Source organism: Streptomyces sp. NPDC096132 (assembly GCF_044763345.1).
GTDB lineage: Bacteria > Actinomycetota > Actinomycetes > Streptomycetales > Streptomycetaceae > Streptomyces.
In genome coordinates this window covers 850,169-871,191 of record NZ_JBIWGA010000001.1, presented here as the reverse complement: position 1 = coordinate 871,191, position 21,023 = coordinate 850,169, and the positions used below count along the sequence as shown (strand labels likewise).

The 21,023-nt window shown below is 72.6% G+C and carries 16 protein-coding genes; 13 read left to right on the top strand and 3 right to left on the bottom strand.

What is annotated here, in order from left to right; genetic code table 11:
* The first annotated feature begins 14 nt into the window (after positions 1-14).
* The 5 genes from ACIRF9_RS03720 (at position 15) to ACIRF9_RS03700 (ending at position 5,741) form a co-directional block, all read left to right on the top strand.
* Complete coding sequence (locus ACIRF9_RS03720; RefSeq protein ID WP_403815678.1) at positions 15-896, top strand: LLM class flavin-dependent oxidoreductase; 882 nt, start codon at positions 15-17, stop codon at positions 894-896.
* A 165-nt stretch (positions 897-1,061) separates the two neighbouring features.
* Entirely contained in the window at positions 1,062-1,775 is a 714-nt protein-coding gene (locus tag ACIRF9_RS03715; RefSeq protein WP_403815675.1) for a hypothetical protein, read from the top strand.
* A gap of 13 nt (positions 1,776-1,788) precedes the next feature.
* The gene (locus ACIRF9_RS03710) at positions 1,789-3,420 is read left to right on the top strand and encodes a hypothetical protein (protein ID WP_403815673.1); all 1,632 of its coding nucleotides are present in this window, start codon (positions 1,789-1,791) and stop codon (positions 3,418-3,420) included.
* 5 nt (positions 3,421-3,425) lie between these two features.
* The gene (locus ACIRF9_RS03705) at positions 3,426-4,184 is read left to right on the top strand and encodes a TIR domain-containing protein (protein ID WP_403815670.1); all 759 of its coding nucleotides are present in this window, start codon (positions 3,426-3,428) and stop codon (positions 4,182-4,184) included.
* Between the two features lie 168 nt (positions 4,185-4,352).
* A complete protein-coding gene (locus ACIRF9_RS03700) occupies positions 4,353-5,741 on the top strand; it encodes a macro domain-containing protein (protein WP_403815667.1) in 1,389 nt (462 codons plus the stop codon).
* 5 nt (positions 5,742-5,746) lie between these two features.
* On the opposite strand, the gene ACIRF9_RS03695 is transcribed toward ACIRF9_RS03700, so the two are convergent.
* The gene (locus tag ACIRF9_RS03695) at positions 5,747-6,595 is read right to left on the bottom strand and encodes a helix-turn-helix transcriptional regulator (protein ID WP_403815664.1); all 849 of its coding nucleotides are present in this window, start codon (positions 6,593-6,595) and stop codon (positions 5,747-5,749) included.
* A 101-nt stretch (positions 6,596-6,696) separates the two neighbouring features.
* Between ACIRF9_RS03695 and ACIRF9_RS03690 the strand changes: the two genes are divergently transcribed.
* Both ACIRF9_RS03690 and ACIRF9_RS03685 read left to right on the top strand, forming a co-directional pair.
* Positions 6,697-7,404 carry an SDR family NAD(P)-dependent oxidoreductase gene (locus ACIRF9_RS03690; protein ID WP_403815661.1) on the top strand — a complete coding sequence of 236 codons (708 nt, stop codon included), beginning with the start codon at positions 6,697-6,699 and terminating at the stop codon, positions 7,402-7,404.
* 96 nt (positions 7,405-7,500) lie between these two features.
* The gene (locus ACIRF9_RS03685) at positions 7,501-9,405 is read left to right on the top strand and encodes a hypothetical protein (RefSeq protein ID WP_403815658.1); all 1,905 of its coding nucleotides are present in this window, start codon (positions 7,501-7,503) and stop codon (positions 9,403-9,405) included.
* A gap of 66 nt (positions 9,406-9,471) precedes the next feature.
* Here the strand turns inward: ACIRF9_RS03685 and ACIRF9_RS03680 are convergent, their stop codons facing one another.
* Entirely contained in the window at positions 9,472-9,807 is a 336-nt protein-coding gene (locus ACIRF9_RS03680) for a hypothetical protein (protein ID WP_403815655.1), read from the bottom strand.
* 279 nt (positions 9,808-10,086) lie between these two features.
* On the opposite strand from ACIRF9_RS03680, the gene ACIRF9_RS03675 reads away from it, so the two are divergent.
* The 6 genes from ACIRF9_RS03675 to ACIRF9_RS03650 all read left to right on the top strand — a co-directional run bounded on the left by ACIRF9_RS03675 (position 10,087) and on the right by ACIRF9_RS03650 (position 18,580).
* Positions 10,087-10,491, top strand: a complete 405-nt coding sequence (locus ACIRF9_RS03675; RefSeq protein ID WP_403815652.1) for a hypothetical protein — start codon at positions 10,087-10,089, stop codon at positions 10,489-10,491.
* Positions 10,492-10,578: 87 nt separating this feature from the next.
* A complete protein-coding gene (locus ACIRF9_RS03670; protein WP_403815649.1) occupies positions 10,579-12,432 on the top strand; it encodes a peroxidase family protein in 1,854 nt (617 codons plus the stop codon).
* Position 12,433: 1 nt separating this feature from the next.
* A complete protein-coding gene (locus ACIRF9_RS03665) occupies positions 12,434-14,671 on the top strand; it encodes a trypsin-like serine peptidase (protein ID WP_403815647.1) in 2,238 nt (745 codons plus the stop codon).
* Between the two features lie 127 nt (positions 14,672-14,798).
* Positions 14,799-15,974, top strand: a complete 1,176-nt coding sequence (locus tag ACIRF9_RS03660) for an FG-GAP repeat domain-containing protein (protein WP_403815644.1) — start codon at positions 14,799-14,801, stop codon at positions 15,972-15,974.
* Between the two features lie 139 nt (positions 15,975-16,113).
* Positions 16,114-16,758 carry a class I SAM-dependent DNA methyltransferase gene (locus ACIRF9_RS03655; RefSeq protein WP_403816125.1) on the top strand — a complete coding sequence of 215 codons (645 nt, stop codon included), beginning with the start codon at positions 16,114-16,116 and terminating at the stop codon, positions 16,756-16,758.
* Between the two features lie 214 nt (positions 16,759-16,972).
* A complete protein-coding gene (locus ACIRF9_RS03650; RefSeq protein ID WP_403816122.1) occupies positions 16,973-18,580 on the top strand; it encodes a SpoIIE family protein phosphatase in 1,608 nt (535 codons plus the stop codon).
* 20 nt (positions 18,581-18,600) lie between these two features.
* Here ACIRF9_RS03650 and ACIRF9_RS03645 read toward each other — a convergent pair whose 3' ends face one another.
* Positions 18,601-20,904, bottom strand: a complete 2,304-nt coding sequence (locus ACIRF9_RS03645; protein WP_403815641.1) for an FdhF/YdeP family oxidoreductase — start codon at positions 20,902-20,904, stop codon at positions 18,601-18,603.
* Positions 20,905-21,023: the final 119 nt, after the last annotated feature.

Below are 21,023 nucleotides of genomic sequence, written 5' to 3'. Positions count from 1 at the left end.
ATAGGTTCCGGCACATGACGAACGACGTACGGATCGGTGTGATGTACGACCGCGACTGGGCTCCGGAAGGGCTGCCCGGGTTCGCGCGGCAGGCCGAGGGGCTCGGGGCGGACGACCTGTGGGTGGTCGAGGATCTCGGGTGGAACGGCGGGGTGTCGGCGGCGGCCGTGGCGCTCGGGGCGACGGAACGGCTTCGGGTCGGCATCGGCATCGCCCCCGCCCCGCTGCGCAGCCCGGCGCTGCTGGCGATGGAGATCGCCACGCTGGCACGGGTGTTCCCGGGGCGGCTGGTCGCCGGGATCGGGCACGGTGTGCCGGAGTGGATGGCACAGGTGGGTGTCGCGCCGCGCTCCCCGCTGTCCCTGCTGGAGGAGACGATCACCTCGGTGCGCGCGCTGCTGCTCGGGGAGCGGGTGGAGCTGGACGGGCGCGAAGTACGGCTGGACGGGGTGCGGTTGGTGCATCCGCCGGCCGACGTCCCGCCCGTCGTCGCGGGGGTCGTACGGCCCCGCTCCCTCGAGCTGTCCGGCCGGGTCGCCGACGGCACGCTGATCGCCGAGGGCCACGGGCCGGACGACCTGGAGAACATCCGCGCGCTGACCACCAAGGGCGGCGCCGGGCCCGAGCACACCCTGACCGTCTTCTCCTTCGCCTGCGTCGGCGACGACCCCGCCGAGGTGTCCCGCACCCTCCACCCGCACACCGAGGGCCACGGCGCCTGGCTCGGCCGCCCGCAGGAGGAGGTGTTCACCGTCTCCGGCAGCCCCGAGGAGGCCGCCGGGAACGTCGGCGAACTCGCGGCGGCCGGCGCCGGCACGGTCGTCCTGCGCTTCGTGGGCGAGGAGCCGCTGCGGCAGTTGGAGGCGGTACTGCGGGCGCTGGGCCGACGCGGCTGAGACCACCGCCGCGCTGTCGCCCGCCCACGGCCTCGGAAGCGGATCGGAAGCGGTTCGGCAGGTGTGAGGCCTGGCCATGGAAGCGGGGCAGCTGGTCGTGTGACTCTGGTCGTTCCGGTGAGCACGGCGAGGATCCGGCGGTCTGCCGGGAATTGCGAGGGCCCCATGACTCATGCGAACCACCCCGTCGACCCGTCGAGATCCGGGGCGCCTGCGCACCCGCCGGACACCCGGCCCGGCGGGACCTACGAGGCGCCGAGCCTGTTACCCGCCCCCGGGCAGGAGCGGACGTACGCGCTGCTCATCGCCGGCATCCCGCTCCTGCCCGCCCTGGTGATCATGCTGATCGCACTTCTGCCCGTGCTGGCCTCCGGGAGCACGGGAGCCAGGGCCGCCGAGAGCACGTACGGCTTCGTCTCCTCCGCGCCGCTTCCGCCGACCGTCGGTGACGGTCCTTCCGAGATCGGCGATCACGACGACGGCGGCGATCCCTCCGTAAGCGGCGATCCTTCCGACAGCGGCGTTCCTTCGGAATCGTCCGGCAGCGTCGGTCCGTCCGACAGCGACAGCCCCACCGGCGGTGACATGCCGTCCGATCCCGGCGACATCGTCGTGAGCTACTACTCGGCCATCAACGGGCGTGACTTCGCGCTGGCCTGGGAGCTCGGCGGCAAGAACCTCGAGGACGACTACGAGGCTTTCGTCGCGGGCTTCGGGGACACCGTGCGGGACGAGATCACCGTCAACTCCGTCCAGGGCGACATCGTGTCGGTGGATCTCGAGGCGCTGCTCAGCGACGGCACGCGGCAGTCGTACACCGGTGTCTACACCGTGGTGTCCGGGGTCATCGTCGACGCCCGGATCAGAGCGACCGACTGAGAGGGGCGAGACCATGGCGACCGACACGCTTTCCACGTCCGGCCCGGCGGCGGGCCGTACGGCCGGCGGCGCGACGAGCGACGCGACCCGGCTGCTGTGCGCGGGCACGTACCTCGACCCGGTGTACCGGGCCACCGTCATCCGGGAGTTGCTGACCCACCGGTTCCGGGTGGTCGCGCCGTCCTACGGCTACGACGCGGTTCCGGTGCTCGCGCACGCGCTGGCGGCGCGCCGGCTGCGCCGCGCCCGGCTGGCCGTGCTCGGCGCGGGCGCCGCCTTGACGATCCTCCTGATGAGCGTCGGCGTGCTGTACTGGGCGGCAGGCCTTCTGACGCTGCTGTGGCTGCTGTGGGTCACCGCGTATCTGCGGCGGGTCGTCACCCTCCAGACCCTGGTGAACCGGCTGCGCCGCGGCACCGAGGAGCCCCTCGGCACGGGCGGCACGGGCGGGTTCACCGGCGCGTACCCCCGGCATCCTCTGCTGACGCCCGAGCTGGTGGCCAAGATCGACCGTGAGCAGGCCTCGGACGGCACTCTGATCCACTACGGCGGGTACAAACCGTTCGTCGGCGCGGGGGTGCCGGTGCGGCGCTGGTCGACCGCCGAGCTGCTGACCGGCGCGCCGCTGAGCGTGTTCGAGCAGCGGCAGCCGCCGCCCGCCGGCACGGCGAAGGAGCCCGGGAGGGCTGTCCGGGGGACCGGGCGGAAGGAGGTCGTCCCCTTCACCGTCGAGGAGATCACCGCCCATGTCACCGCCCGTCTGGCCGCCGAACTGCGCGACGAGGTCCGGCAGTCGGAGCGGATCGACGGTCTCGCCGTCGAGCGCTCCACGTTCACCACGGCCGTCACGACCCGCCCCGGCCGGCGGGAGGGGAACCCCGCCGGGAACGACAACCACTGGGACGAGGTCTACGACTCGGCGCGCACCTACCTCTGTGTGCGGGTCGGCTCGTGGAACCAGGAGCTGGTCACCACGGCGTTCGTGGGTTTCGACCTCAAGGGGAACACGCTCCACACCGAGTTCTACTCGTACGTGCTCGCGCCGATCCGGGCCGGTTTCCACCTGGTGGACCGGCTGCCCGCCACCCTGGACGCCCCGCTGCTGCTCCGGGTCGCGTGGGACACCCTGCGCGGCGCGCCCGCGGCCGTGCTGAGGCCGGTCGTCGACCAGCTCCTCATCCAGTCGTCGAAACTGTCGCCGCGGCACTGGAAGCAGACCCTGGTCTGGGTGCTGCGCGGGGGCGACTCCAGTGAGTTCCGGCTCGGCCGCTACGCCGACGGCGTGCTGGACCGCGGGGCGCTCACCAGCATCCGGGAGCTGGCCACCAGCGACGAGTTCCACCACTTCTTCCAGGAGACGGACACGATCAAGTACACACAGATCGTGGAGCGCAAGCTGCTGCACGTCATCCTCGACTACCTGCACGAGCACAACGTGGACCTGACCGAGCACGAGGCCCGCCAGACGAACATCCTCAACCAGGACTTCGGGCGCGGGAACACCTTCGGCAGCCACAGCAATTTCGGCCCGGGAAAGCAGGACAACCGCAACTCCGGGACGCAGCGCTTCTCCCAGCGGGCGTCGCGGCCCGCCCGGCAGACACCGCGGTCCTCCCCGCGGCCGACCGGCGGTCAGGGGGTATGACATCGATGAACGGCACCTCAGGGGCGCCGGACGCGGGTGGTTCCCGTACCCGCAACACCTTCGGCGGCGGCAACACCTTCGGCAGCCACAGCAACTTCGGGTCCGGCGACCAGGACAACAGCAACTCGGGCACACAGCACTTCTCCACCGGCGTCCCGGCTCCGGCCGGGGACGGCCACCCCGCCCAGGACGGGCCCTCCCCGGACCGCAGCCGCAACGTGTTCGTCGTGCACGGGCGGGACGAGGAGGTGCGGGTGAAGATGTTCGACCTGCTGCGGCTGCTCGATCTGCGTCCGCTGGAGTGGGAGGACCTGGTCAGGGCCACCGGCAAAACGGCGCCCTTCCTCGGCGAGGTCGTCGCGGCGGCCCCCGCGCAGGCCCAGGCGGCCCTGGTGCTGCTCACCCCGGACGACGTCGTCCAGCTGCACCCGGATCTGCGGGGGGCGAACGAGCCGCCGTACGAGACGGAGCCGACCGGGCAGCCCCGGCCGAACGTACTGATCGAACTGGGCATGGTGCTGATGGCCTACCCGGAGCGGACGCTGATGGTGGAGGTCGGTGCGCTGCGCCCGGTCTCCGACATCGCGGGCATGAACGTCATCCGCTTCGACGGCTCCGAGACCGCCCTGAGCAAGATCGTGCAGCGGCTGAAGCTGGCGGGCTGCAAGGTGGACGACACGGGCTCCGACTGGCGCCAGACCTGGCCGTACCGCCATCTGACGGCGTACGGGCGCACGGGACGGCCGGACCCCGGGCCCCGATGAACCGCGGTACGGGCCCCCGCCCGGGGGAGGGGGCCCGTACCGCTCGACCGGGCCGGGCGGGCGGGCTCCGGTCGAACGCATGGTTCCCTCCAGGGCGTCCCGGGTACGCTGACGGCACTTCCGGCAGCACTGCTGACGGGCGGTCACGCGGCGGAGGGGGCGAGGCGCGTGGACACCCGCACACCGCGCGTACGCGTGAACGTCCTGGGCCCGGTGCGGCTCGACGTGAACGGCACCCCGGCCCGTCTCACCCCGCTGACCGCGCGCCTGCTGGTCCGTCTGGTCGCCGCCGAGGGCGAGGCCGTCCCGGCGCGGCGGCTGTACCGGGACGTGTGGCAGCAGACCGCCGCGCTGCCGCGCCAGGACCTGCGCGGCCGCAACGAGGTGCAGAAGCGGATCCTGGAGCTGCGGCGCGCCTTCGACCTCGCCGGGCCCGGACTCGGCGTCCGGATCGTGCGGACGGCCCTGCTGCCGACCGCGCGCGGGGTGCAGAGCACCTACCAACTGGTGCTGGACCGCGAGGAGTTGGACAGCGCCGAGTTCACCCATCTGGTGGGCGGGGCGCTGCGTGCGGCGCCGGCCTCGGCGGTACGGCTGCTGGAGGACGCCCTGCGCCTGTGGCGCGGCCTGCCGCTGGCCGAGGTGTACGACGAGGAGTTCGCCGCCGCCCCGGTGCGCCGGCTGACCCGCCTGCGTGAGACCGCCCTGCGTGAACTCGTCGCCGGTCACACCGCGTTGGGCCGCTACGACCTCGCCCTGCCGGTGGCGGAGCGGACGGCCCGGGAGCGCCCGGACGATCCCGAGGCCGCCGCCACGCTCGCCCGGCTGAACGCCCGGCTGCGGGAGCGGCACGGCGACGAACTGCTGCGCCACACCCTGCGCGGGCTGCGGGTGGACGTCGTCGTGGTCCGCGGCGACCTGTTCGACCAGGAGGACGCCAATATCGTCGTCGGGTTCTCCGACACCTTCGACACCTCCACCGACCAGGACGTGGTGATCAGCCGCGAGAGCGTGCAGGGCCAGTTGGTCGACCGTCTCTTCGAGGGCCGGCACCGACTGCTGGACGACGGACTGCGCCGCGGTCTGAAGGAGTTCACCCCGCTCGCCACGGAGAGCCTGCGGGCGAAGCGGCGCGGCCGCCGCACCCGCTATCCGATCGGTACGACGGTGGCGGTCCCGGTCGGCACACGGCGGGTCTTCGCCCTCGCCTACTCCCGTCTCGGCAACGATCTGCGCGCCCGCTCCGCACCGGCCGACCTGCGTCTCGCCCTGGAGCGCCTGTGGCCGTCGGTCGCCCGGCACGGTCTGTTCAGACCGGTGGCGGTCCCGCTGATCGGCGCGGGGCTGGCGCGGATCGTGGAACTCGACCGCACCCAGCTGCTGTTGCTGATCGTCGAGACGTTCACCGAGAGCCTGCGCGCCGACCCCGCGGTCTCCCCCGAGTTGCGTGTCGTCCTGCGCGCCGACGACCTGGAGCGGACCGACCTGCCGGCGGTCGAGGCGTACCTGCGGACCGTGGACGAGCGGCTGACGCCCCCGTCGACGCGGATGAACTGACCTGGTCACTCGCCCGACGAAGACCGGGGGCCGAGGGTCTGCAGGCCCAGGACCGCGAGGAGTTCGAGGCGTTCGGCGTCGCGGCTGCCGGGCTCCGCCGTGTAGATCATGATGCGCAGATCGCTGCCCGCGACGCTGAGCACGTCGCAGTCGAGGGTCACGGTGCCGACCTGGGGGTGGTCGATGGTCTTCCGGGACGCCTCGTGGTGGCCCACCGCCCCGGAGTCCCAGAGTCCGGCGAACCGCTCGCTGCCCGCGCGCAGTTCGGCGATCAGCTCCCGCAGCCGCCGGTCCGCCGGGTACTTGCCCGCGGCCGCGCGCAGATCGCCGACGACCGCGGCCTCCATCGCCCGCCGGGACTGCTCGGTGTGGCGGACGCGGCCGTCCCCGCCGAGGAAGATCCGCCACGCTCCGTTGCGCTCCGGTCCGTGTCGCTCGCCCATCAGCGCCGTGTGCAGGGGGTTGGCCAGCAGCAGCGTCCATGACGCGTCGGAGACCGCGACGGGCGTGCCGGTCAGCCGGTCCAGCATGCGGTGCACGCTCGGCGCGATGTACGCGGGCACCGTGCCCCGCCCGGGCGGCACCAGCCCGGCGGCGTGGAACAGGTGCGCGCGCTCGGCCGCCGACAGCCGCAGCGCCCGCCCGAGGGCCTCGACGACCTGCTCCGACGGATTCGCCGCCCGGCCCTGTTCCAGCCGGGTCACATAGTCGACGGAGATCCCCGCGAGCATCGCCAGCTCCTCGCGCCGCAGCCCGGGGGCGCGCCGGTGGCCGCCCGAGGGCAGTCCCGCCGCGTCCGGGGAGACCCGGTCCCGCCAGCGCCGTACCGTGCGGCCGAACTCCGTACCCGTCATGCCACCACTGTGCACCGCCCGGCCGGGAACTACCTGGTACCGGCGGTCCCAGGAAGACGAGGGACCTGTCTGCCTCCGTCCCTGCGACGCAGTCTGGAGCCATGACCACGACACTCATCACCGGCGCGAACAAGGGCATCGGCTTCGAGACCGCACGTCGGCTCATCGCCGCCGGCCACACCGTCCACCTCGGCTCCCGCGACGCCGAGCGGGGCCGCCGGGCCGCCGAACGGCTGGGCGCGCGGGCCGTTCCGCTCGACGTCACCGACGACGCGTCCGTCGAGGCCGCGGCCAAGGCCATCGAGGCCGGCGGCGGCCTGGACGTCCTGATCAACAACGCGGGCGTCGAGTCCCGCGGACCCGGCAACACCGTGCCCGGCGCGGCGGAGGTGACCGCGGACGACGTACGCGAGGTGTTCGAGACGAACGTCTTCGGCGCGGTCCGTGTCACGCACGCGTTCCTGCCGCTGCTGCGGCGCTCGCCGGCCCCGGTGATCGTCAACGTGAGCAGCGGTCTGGCCTCCCTGACGAAGGTCTCCGAGCCGGGCACGCCGACGCGCGCCTACCCGGGCCTGGCCTACCCGGCCTCGAAGACCGCGCTCAACATGATCACCGTGCAGTACGCGAAGGCCTTCCCGGGCATGCGGATCAACGCGGTGGAGCCCGGCTTCACCAAGACCGACCTGAACGGCAACACCGGCATCCAGACCGTGGAGCAGGGCGCGGAGATCGTCGTCCGGATGGCGCAGGTGGGGCCGGACGGGCCGACGGGCGGCTACTTCGACGCGGAGGGGGCGCTGCCCTGGTGACGGGACCCCGACGAGCTCCAGTGTCGACAGTTGAGGCTATGAATCAAGGAACAGTCCCTTGACTGGCTTTTAGTGTCGACACTAAAGACTTGTCGCATGAAACCCATCGAAGGAACCGACAACTCCGGAATACCCATGAGGGCCCGCGTCAGGGCCCTCCTCACCGTCGGCGCGGCCGCCCTCGTCCTGCCCGCCGTGCCGGCGCCCGCCCAGGCCGCGGAGCAGGCCGGCACCCTGTCGGTGGGGGCGGGTGAGACGTATCTGCTGACGGCCACGACCCGTCTCACCGCGCTCTCGATCGCCGAGGGCGGCGCGCTCGCCGTGCCGGACGGGTACAGCCTGACGATGACCGTCGACGGCGTGGAGACCGGCTCGGTGCTCACGGCGACGCTGGCGACGGCCACCACGATCGCGCCCGGCTCGTACGCGGGCGACATCGTGCTCACCGTGGCCGAGCAGAACACCGCGACCTTCGCGAACGTCACCTTCGCGCTCCGGCAGGCGCTGTACGCCGGCGCCGACGGGGTGGTGACCGCCAGATCCGCGCTGTCCGCGGTGACCGGGGGCGAGGTGACGGACTCCGGTGCGTCCGGGGTCGGCATCGTGTCGACCGGGGAGGCCTTCGACGGGGTGTACGTGGCGGACGGCGGCACCTACACCCTGCGGCGGTCGGAGATCGCCTTCACCGGCAACGGCCGCTGCGACTTCGTCGGGGACGGCGCCGCCGTGGTCGCGACGGGCGCGGGCACCACCCTGGTCGTGGACGGGGTGACCATCGCGAACACCGGCGTGGTCCGCAGCGGCATCGTCGCCGAGGACGGCAGCACGCTGGTGGTGAAGAACTCGAGCATCCGCTGTCTGAACGGCGTCCTGCCCGCCGACTACGTCCCCGCGGGCGGCGCGAACATGCTGGTCGTGCCGTGGCGGCTGGGCATCTCCGGCAACGTCCGGAGCACCAACCTCCTCGGCACGAACACCAGGGCGACCTACCTCTCCTCGACCGTCGAGTCCGAGACCTGGGGCGCCTTCTCCGTCGACTCGACCTCCAACTCGTACGCCACCGCCGTCAACTGCCGCATCGCCAACCTCGGCGCCGAGGGGTACGGCACCTTCGCCGACGGCAATGTCGTCGAGCGCCTCCTGGGCTGCGAGATCGACGCGGGTACGTACGCGACGATCATCGGCGCCTCCAACGGCACCGTGTCCTACGGCGACAGCACCGCGGAGGCGGTCGCCGCCCTCGACGCGGAGCTGGGTCTCGGTCTGTCGGACGCCGAACTGGCCGCGCTCCCGGCACGCGGCTCCCGGATCGACTCCCGGGGCTTCGGCGTGATGTGGCACGGGGCCGGAACCCTGCACATCACCGGCTCCACGGTGCTCACCACCCGCCACACGGTCTTCCTCGTCAAGGCGGTCCGGGCCACCGTCACGGTCGACGGCTCCGAGGGCGCCCGGATCACCGCGGGCAACGGCGTGCTCCTCCAGCTGATGGAGACCGACAACCCCGGCTCCATCAACGGCGTGTACACCGAACCCACCGACGCCCCCGTCCGCGACGACGCCTTCGACGTCACCCAGGTCCACGACGCGGACACGACGGCCTCCTTCACCGACGTCTCCCTGCGGGGCGACTTCTTCAACGCGCGCCGCAGCGGGCAGAACCTGGCGCTGGCCTTCGACCGCTCGACGATCGAGGGCGTCCTGTCTGCCTCCGTCTCCCGGCACGCTGTCGACTCCATCGGATCCGCCGAGTACACCGAGCTGGGCCATGTCACCAACACCGCCCAGCCGGTCGTCAACAACGGTGTCCTGGTCACCCTGGCCGGCGGTTCGGCCTGGACGGTGACCGGCACGTCGTGTCTCAGCTCCCTCACCCTCGACGCGGACAGCGCGGTGACCGCCCCGGACGGGGGCCCGGTGACGATGATGGTGGACGGGACACCGACCGTGCTCGCACCGGGGCGGACCTACACGGGGGCGATCACGCTGAGCGTGCCGTGACGGTGTGAGCGGGGTCGGTGTGAGCGGGGTCGGTGTGCGCCGGGACGGTGTGCGCGGTGGCGGGTCCTACGGGCGCGTGGTCTCTTCGAAGAAGTCCCCGCTGATCCGCATCAGGGGCCGCGGGCCGTCGACGTCGACGCGCAGTTCGAGCTGGGTCCCGGCTCCCGCGCTGCGGTAGCGCCCGCCGACCGTCGTCTCCGCGGCCGCCTCCTCGAACGCGTTCCGCGCCTCCAGCCGCGCCACGCGGGCCCTGAGCCGGTCCAGGTCCTGGGCCTCCGGCTCCGGGGGCGCGGCTTCCACGGCTGCGCCCTGCTCGGCCTGCCGCGTCGGCTCCTTGAGATCGTTCCTCTTCGCGGGCCGCACGGACCCGTCCAGTGTGGTGGGGTCCAACATGATCGACATGCCGGAGGCCTCCTGCCCGTGGATGCGATCGAGCCGGCCTGCGTGTGAGCGGACACCTCCAGCGTCTGCCCGTCGCGGGAGCGTCGCAACTGGGCGGCCCGCACGCTGAATTACACGATTCAACCGTTGCGGTGCCTCGCCCCGCCGCGTCCGGCCGACGCGCCCGGTGATCGAGTTGCCGGGCCCGGGGAACCTTGAAGAATTGCTGCCATAGGGGCAGTTGGGTCTCGCGGGCCGGCCGGGCGTTCAGTTCCACCATCAGGGACGGAGTCAGTCACGATGGCCATCCACAAAGCCGCCGCCGGCACCCTCCCGGTCTACGCCCTCGCCGGCGTCCGGATCTTCAACGGGGCCGCCGGGCTGCTCGCGCCCGACCTGCTCATCAGCCGCCTCGATCCCGACCGTGACCCGCCCAGCCCGGCAGCCGTGTACGCCTTCCGGCTCTTCGGGATCCGGACGATCCTGCTCGGACTCGATCTGCTGACCGACCGCGGCGAACGGCTGCGGGAAGACCTGCGCGACGGCGTCCTGATCCACGGCAGCGACACCGCGACGGCGGCCACGCTGGGCCTGAGCGGCCGGCTTCCGCCGCGTACCGCGACGCTCACCACGCTCATCTCGGCCGCCAACACGGCCTTGGCCGTCGCCTCGCTCGTCAACTCGGGGAAGGGGAAGCGGCCGTGACGGCGCGTGCCGGGGCCGAACCGCCCCCGTCCGCATGATCAGCGAGAAGGCGAGCGGCTTGGTCCTCGCCGCGCAAGGAGTACCACGATGAGCAAGCAACGACGAGGTGCACCGCGTACGACGGCCGGATACCGGAGGTCACTGCCCTGGCGGATCGTCACCGCCGGCGCCGAGTGGGCCGACCGACGCGTCGGCTGGGACAGACTGCCCGTCGTACCCGGCCTGCTGACACTCCTCGGACTGCGGGTCAGGCTCCGCCAGGAGAACCTCCACGACACCGGCCGGGTGCCCTCGGTCGGTCTGCCCGATCCCGCATCGCCCAGCGAAACGCACAAGGTCAACCGGACGGCCGACGGCAGCCACAACGACCTCGACGAGCCCCGGATGGGCATGGCGGGCACCCGCTTCGGCCGGAACATCCCGCTGGAGGCGATCGCGCCGGCCACACCCGCGGACGTCCTGTCCACGCCGAACCCGCGCGAGGTCAGCCGCGCCCTGCTCACCCGCGACGGGCTGGTGCCGGCCACCTCGGTCAACTCACTGGTCGCCGCCTGGCTCCAGTTCATGGTCCGCGACTGGTTCAGCCATGGCACCAGCCCCACGGAACGGCCCTGGGAAGTACCCCTCGTGCACGACGACCCGTGGCCGGAACACCCCATGCGGATCATGCGGACGCCGGACGATCCGACACGTGATCCACAGGCTCCCGCCGGTACGCCCGACACCCGCGTCAACGTGTCCTCCCACTGGTGGGACGCGTCGCAGATCTACGGGACGAACGAGACCGAACAGCGCCAGATGCGCACCGGCGAGTTCGGCAGGCTGCACCTGTGGGACGACGAGCAGTCCCCGATCCCCTCGGACCCCTCCCGCGACCCCTCGCGGGTCCCCGGCTTCTGGCTGGGGCTCGCCATGATGCACGACCTGTTCACCCGGGAGCACAACGCGATCTGCGACCACCTGCACGTCGCGTACCCGTCCTGGGGTGACGAGGAGCTGTTCCAGCGCGCCCGACTGGTCAACGCCGCGCTCCTCGCCAAGATCCACACCGTGGAGTGGACCCCGGCCGTGATCAGCCATCCCACCACCGTCACGGCACTGCGCGCCAACTGGTGGGGCCTCGCGGGCGAACGCGCCCACCGTCTCTTCGGACGGATCAGCGACAGCGAGGTCGTCAGCGGCATCCCGGGCGGGGAGACGGACCACTACGGCGTCCCGTACTCCCTCACCGAGGAGTTCGTGGCCGTCTACCGCATGCATCCGCTCGTCCGCGACGACTGGCATCTGCGCTCCGCGGCCGACGACGCGACCCTGCGCCACTGCACCCTCCGTGACATCTCCGGGCCGGGCGCGCTCAAGTTCCTGGAGACCACCGAGATGCCGGACCTCCTCTACAGCTTCGGCACGCTCCACCCGGGCCTGGTCACCCTGCACAACTTCCCCCGCTTCCTCCAGGAGTTCGAGCGTCCCGACGGGCATCTGCAGGACCTCGCCGCCACCGACATCCTGCGCTCGCGGGAACTGGGCGTCCCCCGCTACAACGAGTTCCGGCGGCTGCTGCGGCTGAGGCCCGCGGCGGACTTCCTGGAGCTGACGGGGAACCGGGCGTGGGCGGAGCAGATCGAGCGGCTCTACGACGGCGACATCGAGAAGGTCGACCTCATGGTCGGCCTGTACGCCGAGAAGCTGCCGACCGGATTCGCCTTCAGCGACACCGCGTTCCGCATCTTCGTCCTGATGGCCTCCCGCCGACTGAACAGCGACCGCTTCTTCACCGAGTGCTACACCCCCGAGGTGTACTCCAGGGCCGGGATGGCCTGGATCGACGACAACAGCATGATCACGGTGCTGCTGCGGCACCACCCGGAGCTGCGCGCGGCCGTGGCGGGCCTGACGAACGCCTTCGTGCCGTGGCACACCGCCGGAAGGACGGTGACCTGACATGGCGGCGACGGACAGGCTCCGTACGGAACGGGAGCACCAGGTCTCGGCGGCCGCCGCGCGGTACGAGGAGACCGGCGCCGAGCGCCGGGAGGTCGAGCGGCGGCAGAGCGCCGGGGTCACCTTCCCGGACTCGGAGGAGGCACTCGCGGCCCGCGCGGCCCGGCTGCTCGACCGGCACGCCGTACCCACCGCCCTCGTGGTGGAGGCCGTCCGCTCGGAACCGCTGGCCGCGACCGCGGCGTACGAACGCATCCTCGGAGTGTCCAAGGAGCTGCAGGCGTGGAGTTTCCTGCCGCGCGGCGCCCGGGCGGCACGCACCGTCGCCCGGATCTCGGTGCGGGAGAACGGCCGTGAGCTGCCGACCGGCACGGGCTTCCTGGTGGCGCCGAGCCTGCTGATGACCAACCATCACGTGCTGCCCGACGCGGATGCCGCCCGGCAGTGCTTCGTGGAGTTCGACGCGCAGCTCACCGTCGACCACACGCCCCAGCCGCCGACCCGGCTGGAACTCGACCCCGACGGGCTGTTCGTGGCGGACCAGCGCCTCGACTTCGCCCTGGTCCAGGTCGCGCCCGGCCCCGACGGGCGGCCGCCGGGAGAGACCTTCGGCTGGAACCGGCTCAGCCGCCGGACGGGCAAGGTGGTGATCGGCGAGCCGGTCAACGTCGTGGGGCACCCGATGGGCCGGCTGAAGGAGATCGCCGTACGCGACAACATGCTCCAGGTGCGGCTCGACGACTTCCTCCAGTACCGGACGGACACCGAGCCCGGCAACTCGGGCTCTCCCGTCTTCAACGACCAGTGGGAGGTCGTGGCCCTCCACCACAGCGGCGTCCCCAGGACCGACGGCCAGGGCCGCGTCCTGCGCGCCGACGGACAGGTCTGGCAGGCCGGTGACGGCGACGACGCCATCGACTGGGTGGCCAACGAGGGCGTACGCATCAGTTCCGTCCTCGGGCACCTCGCCGGCCTGTCCTTCACCCCCCGGCAGCGGACGCTGCTGGCCGGGATGGGCCCGGAGGCGGGCCTGCCCCTCGCGGAGGCCGCCGCGGGTCCCCTCGCGGCTGCTGCCCCCGCCGCAGCCCCTGTCGCGGGCCCCGTCCCGGCTGCCACCCCGGCAGCAGGCCCCGTCCCGGCTGCCACCCCGGCAGCAGGCCCCGTCGCGGCCGCAGGCCCGGCCGCAGCTCCCGCCGCAGGCCCCGCAGCTGCGACCCCGGCCGCGGCTCCCGTCGGGGGCCCCGCCACAGCCTCCCCGGCCGCAGGCCCCGTCGCGACTCCCGCCGCCGGGGTGGTGCGCCCCGCCGTCGAGAGGGTGACCGGGCGGGTGGGGCTGCGGGCCCGGGACGGTGCGTTCGGTGGCGGACGGCATCTCGTCTTCCTCCACGGCCGCGCCCAGGAGGGCAAGGATCCCGAGAGGCTCCGGCGCGAGTGGGCGGCCGGGCTCAACCAGGGGCTCGTCCGCGCGGGGCTTCCGCCGGTCGACCCGGCCGACGTCTGGTTCCCGTACTACGGCGACAGACTGGTGCGGGCGCTGACCGCGCACGAGGCCGTCCCCCACATCGTGGAGGCGCCGACCGCGAGCGCGGCGGAGGTGGTGGCACCCACCGCCCCCACGGCCCGTGCGGTGTACGAGGAGACCCTCGGGGAGGCGGCCGAGAAGTGGAACATGCCGCACGAGAACCGGCCCGCCACCGAACGGTTCGGCCTGGACGACATGGTCGGTGCCCTGCAGAAGCGGCTGAGCTGGCTCGCCGCCAGAAGCGCGCTCGACTCCTGGGCCATCGCCCTGGTCTTCCGTGACGTGGCCGCGTACCTCGACGACCGGCACATCCGGGACGAGGTCCTGGGCTCCGTCCTCGACACCATGCCGGACTCGGGAGAAGTGGTGCTCGTCAGTCACAGCCTCGGCACGGTCGTCGGCCTGGATCTCATGACGCGGCTCTCCCCCGGAGTGGACGTGGTCCATCTGACGACCGCGGGCAGTCCGCTCGGCCTGGACAGCGTGTACAGCAGGCTGCTCGCCGGCGGGCCGAAGCGCCCGGACATCGTGGCGGACTGGCTCAACGCCTGGTGCCCGACCGACGCGGTGGCCATCGGATGCCCGCTGGGCGACGACTGGGCGGACGGGCTGTCCGACCTCGCCGTCATCAACGCCCACGACCGGGCGCACAGCATCGTCGAGTACCTCGCCCACGAAGAGGTCGCCCGGTCGATCGGCAGCCGCCTGAGCCGCTGAGGGGCCGAGTCCGGGCGCTATACGAAACCACGGTCCCGTTACACGTGAATCACAGCCGCGCACCCTACGTTCCCGTGCCCATGACAATCTCCCGATCCTCCTCCACGACAAGGACACCCCTCCCGTCATGAGCACCCACAAGAAGCGCAGGAGCCGTCGCGTCCTGGCCCTCGGCACGGCCGGCGCCTTAGCCCTCGGCGCGAGCCTCGCGGCCATGGCGTCGGCGACCGGAACAGTGGCGACGCAGGCCACCGACTGCTCGTCCGGGATCGTCTTCACCCAGTCGAAGGCCTCCGCCGTCGTCGGCGACAACCCCCGGCACGTGGTGACCGGCGACCTCGACGGCGACGGCAACGCGGACGTCGCCGCGGCCGACAACGACGCCGACACGCTGTCCGTGCTGCTGGGCAACGGCGACGGCACCTTCGACCCCGCCACCGAGTACGCGGTGGGCGACAAGCCGTACCAGTCCGTCATCGCCGACTTCGACGCCGACGGCACCCCGGACATCGCCACCGCGGACTTCGACGGCGGCACCGTCAGCGTCCTGCTCGGCAGCGGCTCGGGCGCCTTCGACACCTCCACCCAGTACACCGTCGGCGCGGGCGCCCGCTCCCTCGTACCCGGCGACCTCGACGGCGACGGCAACCTGGATCTGGCGGTCGCCGAGGAGAGCGGCGGCGGCGTCAGCCTCCTGTTCGGCGACGGCACCGGATCCTTCACGGCCGACGTCGAGGCGGTGACCGTGACCAGGCCGCACGGGCTGGTCCTCACCGACTTCGACGGCGACGGAGACCTGGACATCGCCACCGCCAGTGTCGCCACCGCGGGCGGCGTCAGCGTGGCCCTCGGCAACGGCGACGGGACCTTCGGGGACGTCACGGAGTACGCCAGTGTCGCCCGGCTGTACTCCATCGCCCAGGGCGACTTCGACGGCGACGGGGAGACCGACCTGGCCACCGTCAGCAACGGCTCCAACACCCTGGAGATCCTCACCGGCAACGGGGACGGCACGTTCGACGACTCCGTCGCGTACACCACGTCCGCCCTGCCGGTCGCCGTGAACGCCGCCGACGTGGACGGCGACGACGTGACGGACGTACTCGTCTCCTCGCTCAAGGGGAACTCCGTCACCGTCTTCCAGGGCACCTCGGGGGGCGCACTGACCGAACTGACCGAGCTGACGGCCGACGGCGCCTACGAGGCGGCGGCCGCCGATCTGACGTCCGACGGCACCCAGGACCTCGTGGTCGCGAGCAGCAGCAGCGACGAGGTGGACGTCTTCACCGGCTCCTGCGGCTGAGGACTCCCCGGCTCCCCGGCACCTCCACCGGGCGGCGGCCCGCCGGTGGAGGTGCCGTAGAACTGTGAAAAAATTACCTATAAGACATCAAAGGAGAACCCTCGTGAACAGCCCAGCCGACGGGCTCGGCTACGGGAGCATGCCGCTCGACCGCGCAGGCCAGGCCGAGGCCTTCGACACCATAGGCGACCGCTACGACGAGGCCTTCCCGCACAAGGAAGGGCAGGTCGCGTCCGCCGAGTGGCTCGTCGTGGCCCTGCCCGCCGGGGCCCGGGTACTGGACCTGGGCTGCGGCACCGGGCTCCCGACCGCGCGCCGGCTGGCGGAGGCGGGCCTCGAGGTCGTCGGGATCGACCTGTCGGCGGGGATGGTCGCGCTGGCCCGCGCGCACGTACCCGCCGGGGTGTTCCACCAGGCCGACATCGCGGACCTGCGGCCGGGAGGCCCCTGGGACCTCGGCCGCTTCGGCGCGGTCGCGGCCTTCTTCTCCCTGCTCATGCTGCCGCGCGCCGAGATCCCCCTCGCTCTGCGCACCGTCCACCACCTGCTGGTACCGGGCGGGCTGTTCGTCCTGTCGATGGTGGAGGCCGACGTGGACGACTTCACGATCCCCTTCATCGGCAGCACCATCCGCGTCTCCGGCTATCTGCGGGACGAACTGCGCGAGGTCGTGGAGGCGGCGGGCTTCGAGATCGTCGAGGAGTCCTCGTACACGTACGCTCCGGCGACCGCGGACGTCCAGCCCGAGGTGCAGATCTTCCTGCGCTGCAGACGGCACCCCTGACGACTGCCGATCGGCCCCGCCCCGGCGCGGGCGGGCCCGCACGGCCGGAAGGACCCGCGTGACGAAGCACCTCGGAGCCGAAGAAGGCACGTCACCGCTGTCCGGCGAGCGCGCCGGGGCGACGGCGCACACGCGGGCGCGCCCGAACCCCGCCGCCCGGCAGACCGGCAGGCTCCGCTACCTCGACGCGGCGACCCGGCAGATCGCCGGCGGCATGGACCTCGACGAGACGCTCCACGAACTGTGCCGCGCGGCCGTCCCGGCGTTCGCCGACACGGCGTTCGTCCACCTGTACGCCCCGCTGCCGGTCGGCGACGAACGCACCACCGCCCCCGACGTCCTGCGCCTGCACGCGGCCAGGGACGCGGCGGCCACCGACGTCGGCCGGCCGGCCGAGGTCGTACGTCCCTCCCCCGGCGGTCCGCTCGCCGGGCTGATGCGGGACGGGCGGCCGGTGTTCGGGAACAGCCCGGGGACCGCCGCCGCGGTGGCCGAGCTGCTGGGGACGGCGAGCGCCCGCCGGGCGGTGCCGCCGGGGCGACGGCTGATCATCGCGCCGCTGCACGGCCGCAGCCACGTGATGGGCAGCGTCGTCCTCGTCCGCCGCCCGGGCCGGCCGGCCTTCACCGGCGACGACCTGCTCGTCGCCTCCCAGCTCGCCACGCACACCGCGCTCGGCATCGACAAGGCGGTGCTGTACGCCCGCGAGGCGTCCTTCGCCGACGCCCTGCAACGCACCATGCTCCCGCCCTCGCTGCCCGAGCCGCCGGGCATCCGGCTGGCCAGCCGCTATCTGCCGTCCTCGCGGACCGCGCAGGTCGGCGGCGACTGGTACGACGCGATCCCGCTGCCCGGCAACCGCGTCGCCCTGGTCATCGGCGACGTCATGGGCCACTCCATGACCTCCGCCGCGATCATGGGCCAGCTGCGCACCATCGTGCAGACCCTGGCCGGCCTCGACCTCCCCCCGGACGAGGTCCTGCACCACCTCGACGAGCAGGCGGAGCGCCTGGGCAGCGAGCACACGGCGACCTGCCTCTACGCGATGTACGACCCCGTACTGCACCGGCTGCTGCTGTCCAACGCCGGCCATCCCCCGCCGGTGCTCCTGCACCCCGACGGCACCGGCGAGGTCCTGCGGGTCCCGCCCGGCGCGCCCATCGGCGTCGGCGGCGGCGGTTTCGAGTCCACCGAGCTGCACGCCCCGGCCGGAGCGACGCTTCTGCTGTACACCGACGGTCTGGTGGAGTCCCGCGACTCGGACGTCCTGACCGGCGTGGAGCGGCTCCGGACCCGGCTGCACACGGCCGCCGCCCCGGGGTCCCCGCCCCCGCCGCTGGAAGAGCTGTGCGACGACGCGCTCGGCGTCCTGGGTGAGGGAGAGCGGGACGACGACATCGCGCTGCTCGCCGCCCGCTTCGAGGGCATCCTGCCGGAGACCGTCGCCTACTGGTACCTGGCTCCTCATCCGCGGACCGCGGGACAGGCCCGCCGGCTGACCCGCAGAACACTGCGCCTCTGGGACCTCGACTCCCTCGTGGAGTCCACCGAGCTCCTGGTCAGCGAGGTGGTGGCGAACGCCGTGCGCTTCGCCTCCCGGCCGATCACCCTGCGACTGCTGCGCACGGACGTGCTCCGCTGCGAGGTGGGCGACGACTCGCCGGTGGTGCCGAGGATGCGGCACGCCCGGCTGAGCGACGAGGGCGGCCGGGGACTGTTCCTGGTCGACCAGCTGGCCCGGCGCTGGGGGGCGACGAGGGTGAGCACGGGCAAGGTGGTCTGGTTCGAGCAGCCGCTGCCCGGCGCCGAGGACCCCGGCTGAGGCCTCCGGCGCCGCCCGGGTCAGGAGATGTCCGTGCGCTGTTCGGCGCTGGTACGGGACGGCTCGACGCGGATCACGATGGACTTGGTGGCCGGGGTGTTGCTGATCTCGGCCGTGGAGTCGAGGGCGACCAGGACGTTCGCCTCCGGGTAGTAGGCGGCGGCGCAGCCGCGTGGGGTCGGGTAGGGGACGACGCGGAAGGCGGGGGCGCGGCGTTCGCCGTCGGGGTTGACGCTGACCAGGTCGACCAGGTCGCCGTCGTGGAGGTGGAGGTCGCGCAGGTCGTCGCGGTTGAGGAAGACGACCCGCCGTCCGCCCTTGATACCGCGGTAGCGGTCGTCGAACCCGTAGACGGTGGTGTTGAACTGGTCGTGCGAGCGCACCGTCGTCAACAGCAGGTGTCCGGGCGGGACTTCGGGCGCGGTCGGCGGGTTGACGGTGAAGCGGGCCTTGCCGGTGGGCGTGGGGAAGGTGCGGGAGTCGCGCGGGGCGCGGGGCAGCATGAAGCCGCCGGGCCGGCGGACGCGCTGTTCGAAGGCGTGGAATCCGGGGACGACGTGCTCGATGTGGCGGCGGATCACGGCGTAGTCGTCGCGCATGGCGCGCCAGCCGAGGTCGTCGCCGAAGAGGGCCTGTCCGAGGCCGGCGACGATCGCGACCTCGCTGCGCAGGTGCGGTGATCCGGGCAGGAGCCGGCCGCGGGACGCGTGGACCATGGCCATCGTGTCCTCGACCGTGACGAACTGGTCGCCGGAGGCCTGCCGGTCGCGCTCGGTGCGGCCGAGGCAGGGCAGGAGCAGCGCCTCGGTGCCGTGGCACAGATGGGACCGGTTCGGTTTGGTCGCGATGTGGACGGTGAGGGCGCAGTTGGCCAGTGCGGCCTCGGTGACCTCCGTGTCGGGCGTGGCCGCGGCGAAGTTGCCGCCGAGGCCGATGAACACGTCGACCTCGCCGTCGCGCATGGCCCTGATGGAGTCGACGGTGTCGAGGCCGTGGGCGCGGGGCGGCTCGAACCCGAACTCGTCGCGCAGCGCGTCCAGGAACGTGTCCGGCATCTTCTCCCAGATGCCCATGGTGCGGTCGCCCTGGACGTTGCTGTGCCCGCGGATGGGCGCGGGTCCCGCGCCGGGGCGTCCGATGTTGCCGCGCAGCAGCAGGAAGTTGACGATCTCGCGGATGGTGGCGACCGCGTTGCGGTGCTGGGTGAGCCCCATCGCCCAGCAGACGACGACGCTGTCCGCGGCCAGCACGTCGGCCACGCAGTCCTCGATGGCGCGGCGGGACACACCGGCCATCGTCGCGAGCCGGGACCGGTCCAGGGCGCGCCAGGCCGCCGCCGCCTCCTCGAAGCCCTCGCAGTGGCGGTCGATGAAGTCGTGGTCGAGGGCGGAGCCCGGCCGGGCGTCCTCCCGGTCGATCAGGGCCCGGTTGAGGGCCGCGAACAGGGCCAGATCGCCGCCCACGCGCACCGGGAGGCGGCGGTCGGCGAGCTTGGTGCCCGGCCCGGCCAGGCCGCGCGCGGTCTGCGGGTTGCGGAAGCGGCCGAAGCCGGCCTCGGGGAGCGGGTTGGCGGCGATGACACGGGCGCCGCGCCGCTTGGCCTGTTCGAGTGCGGTGAGCATCCGGGGGTGGGAGGTGCCGGGGTTCTGGCCCACCACGAGGACCAGGTCCGCGTGGTCGGTGATGTCGGCGTACGAGATGAGGCCCTTGCCGACGCCGAGGGCCTCGGTCAGGGCCGCGCCGCTGGACTCGTGGCACATGTTCGAGCAGTCCGGGAGGTTGTTCGTGCCGAGTCTGCGCGCCAGCAACTGGTAGAGGAAGGCGGCCTCGTTGCTGGTCCGGCCGCTGGTGTAGAAGACGGCGCGGTCCGGATCGGCGAGGCCGCGCAGGCGCTCGGCGATGAGCGCGAACGCGTCGTCCCACGAGATCGGCGTGTAGTGGGTCGCGCCGGGGGCGAGATGCATCGGCCGGACCAGCCGGCCCTGCGACTCCAGCCAGTGACCGTCCCGTTCCCGCAGGTCGGCGAGGGAGTGCTCGGCGAAGAACGCCGTGTCGACGCGTTTGCGGGTGGCCTCCCAGGCGACCGCCTTCACGCCGTTCTCGCAGAACTCCGCGGTCTTGCGGTGCTCGGGATCGGGCTCGCCCCAGGCGCAGCTCGGACAGTCGAAACCGTCGGCCTGGTTCACCTTCAGCAGTGTCCGCAGACTGCGCTTCGGCCCCATTTCGGCCAGGGAGTACCGCGCGGACTCGGTGATGCCGTGCACACCGGCACTGGACTTCCTGGGACCCGACGCCGTCGGGTCGGCGGGCTGCTCGGCTGCCATGACCGCCTTCTTCGCCTTCTCCGCCGGCTCACGGGCGGGCCGGCTGCCGGGCGTGGCTCCGGCAGCCGGCCCGCCGTTCCTGCGTGGACCGTGCGGTGTCCTGTTCCGTTCCTGACGTC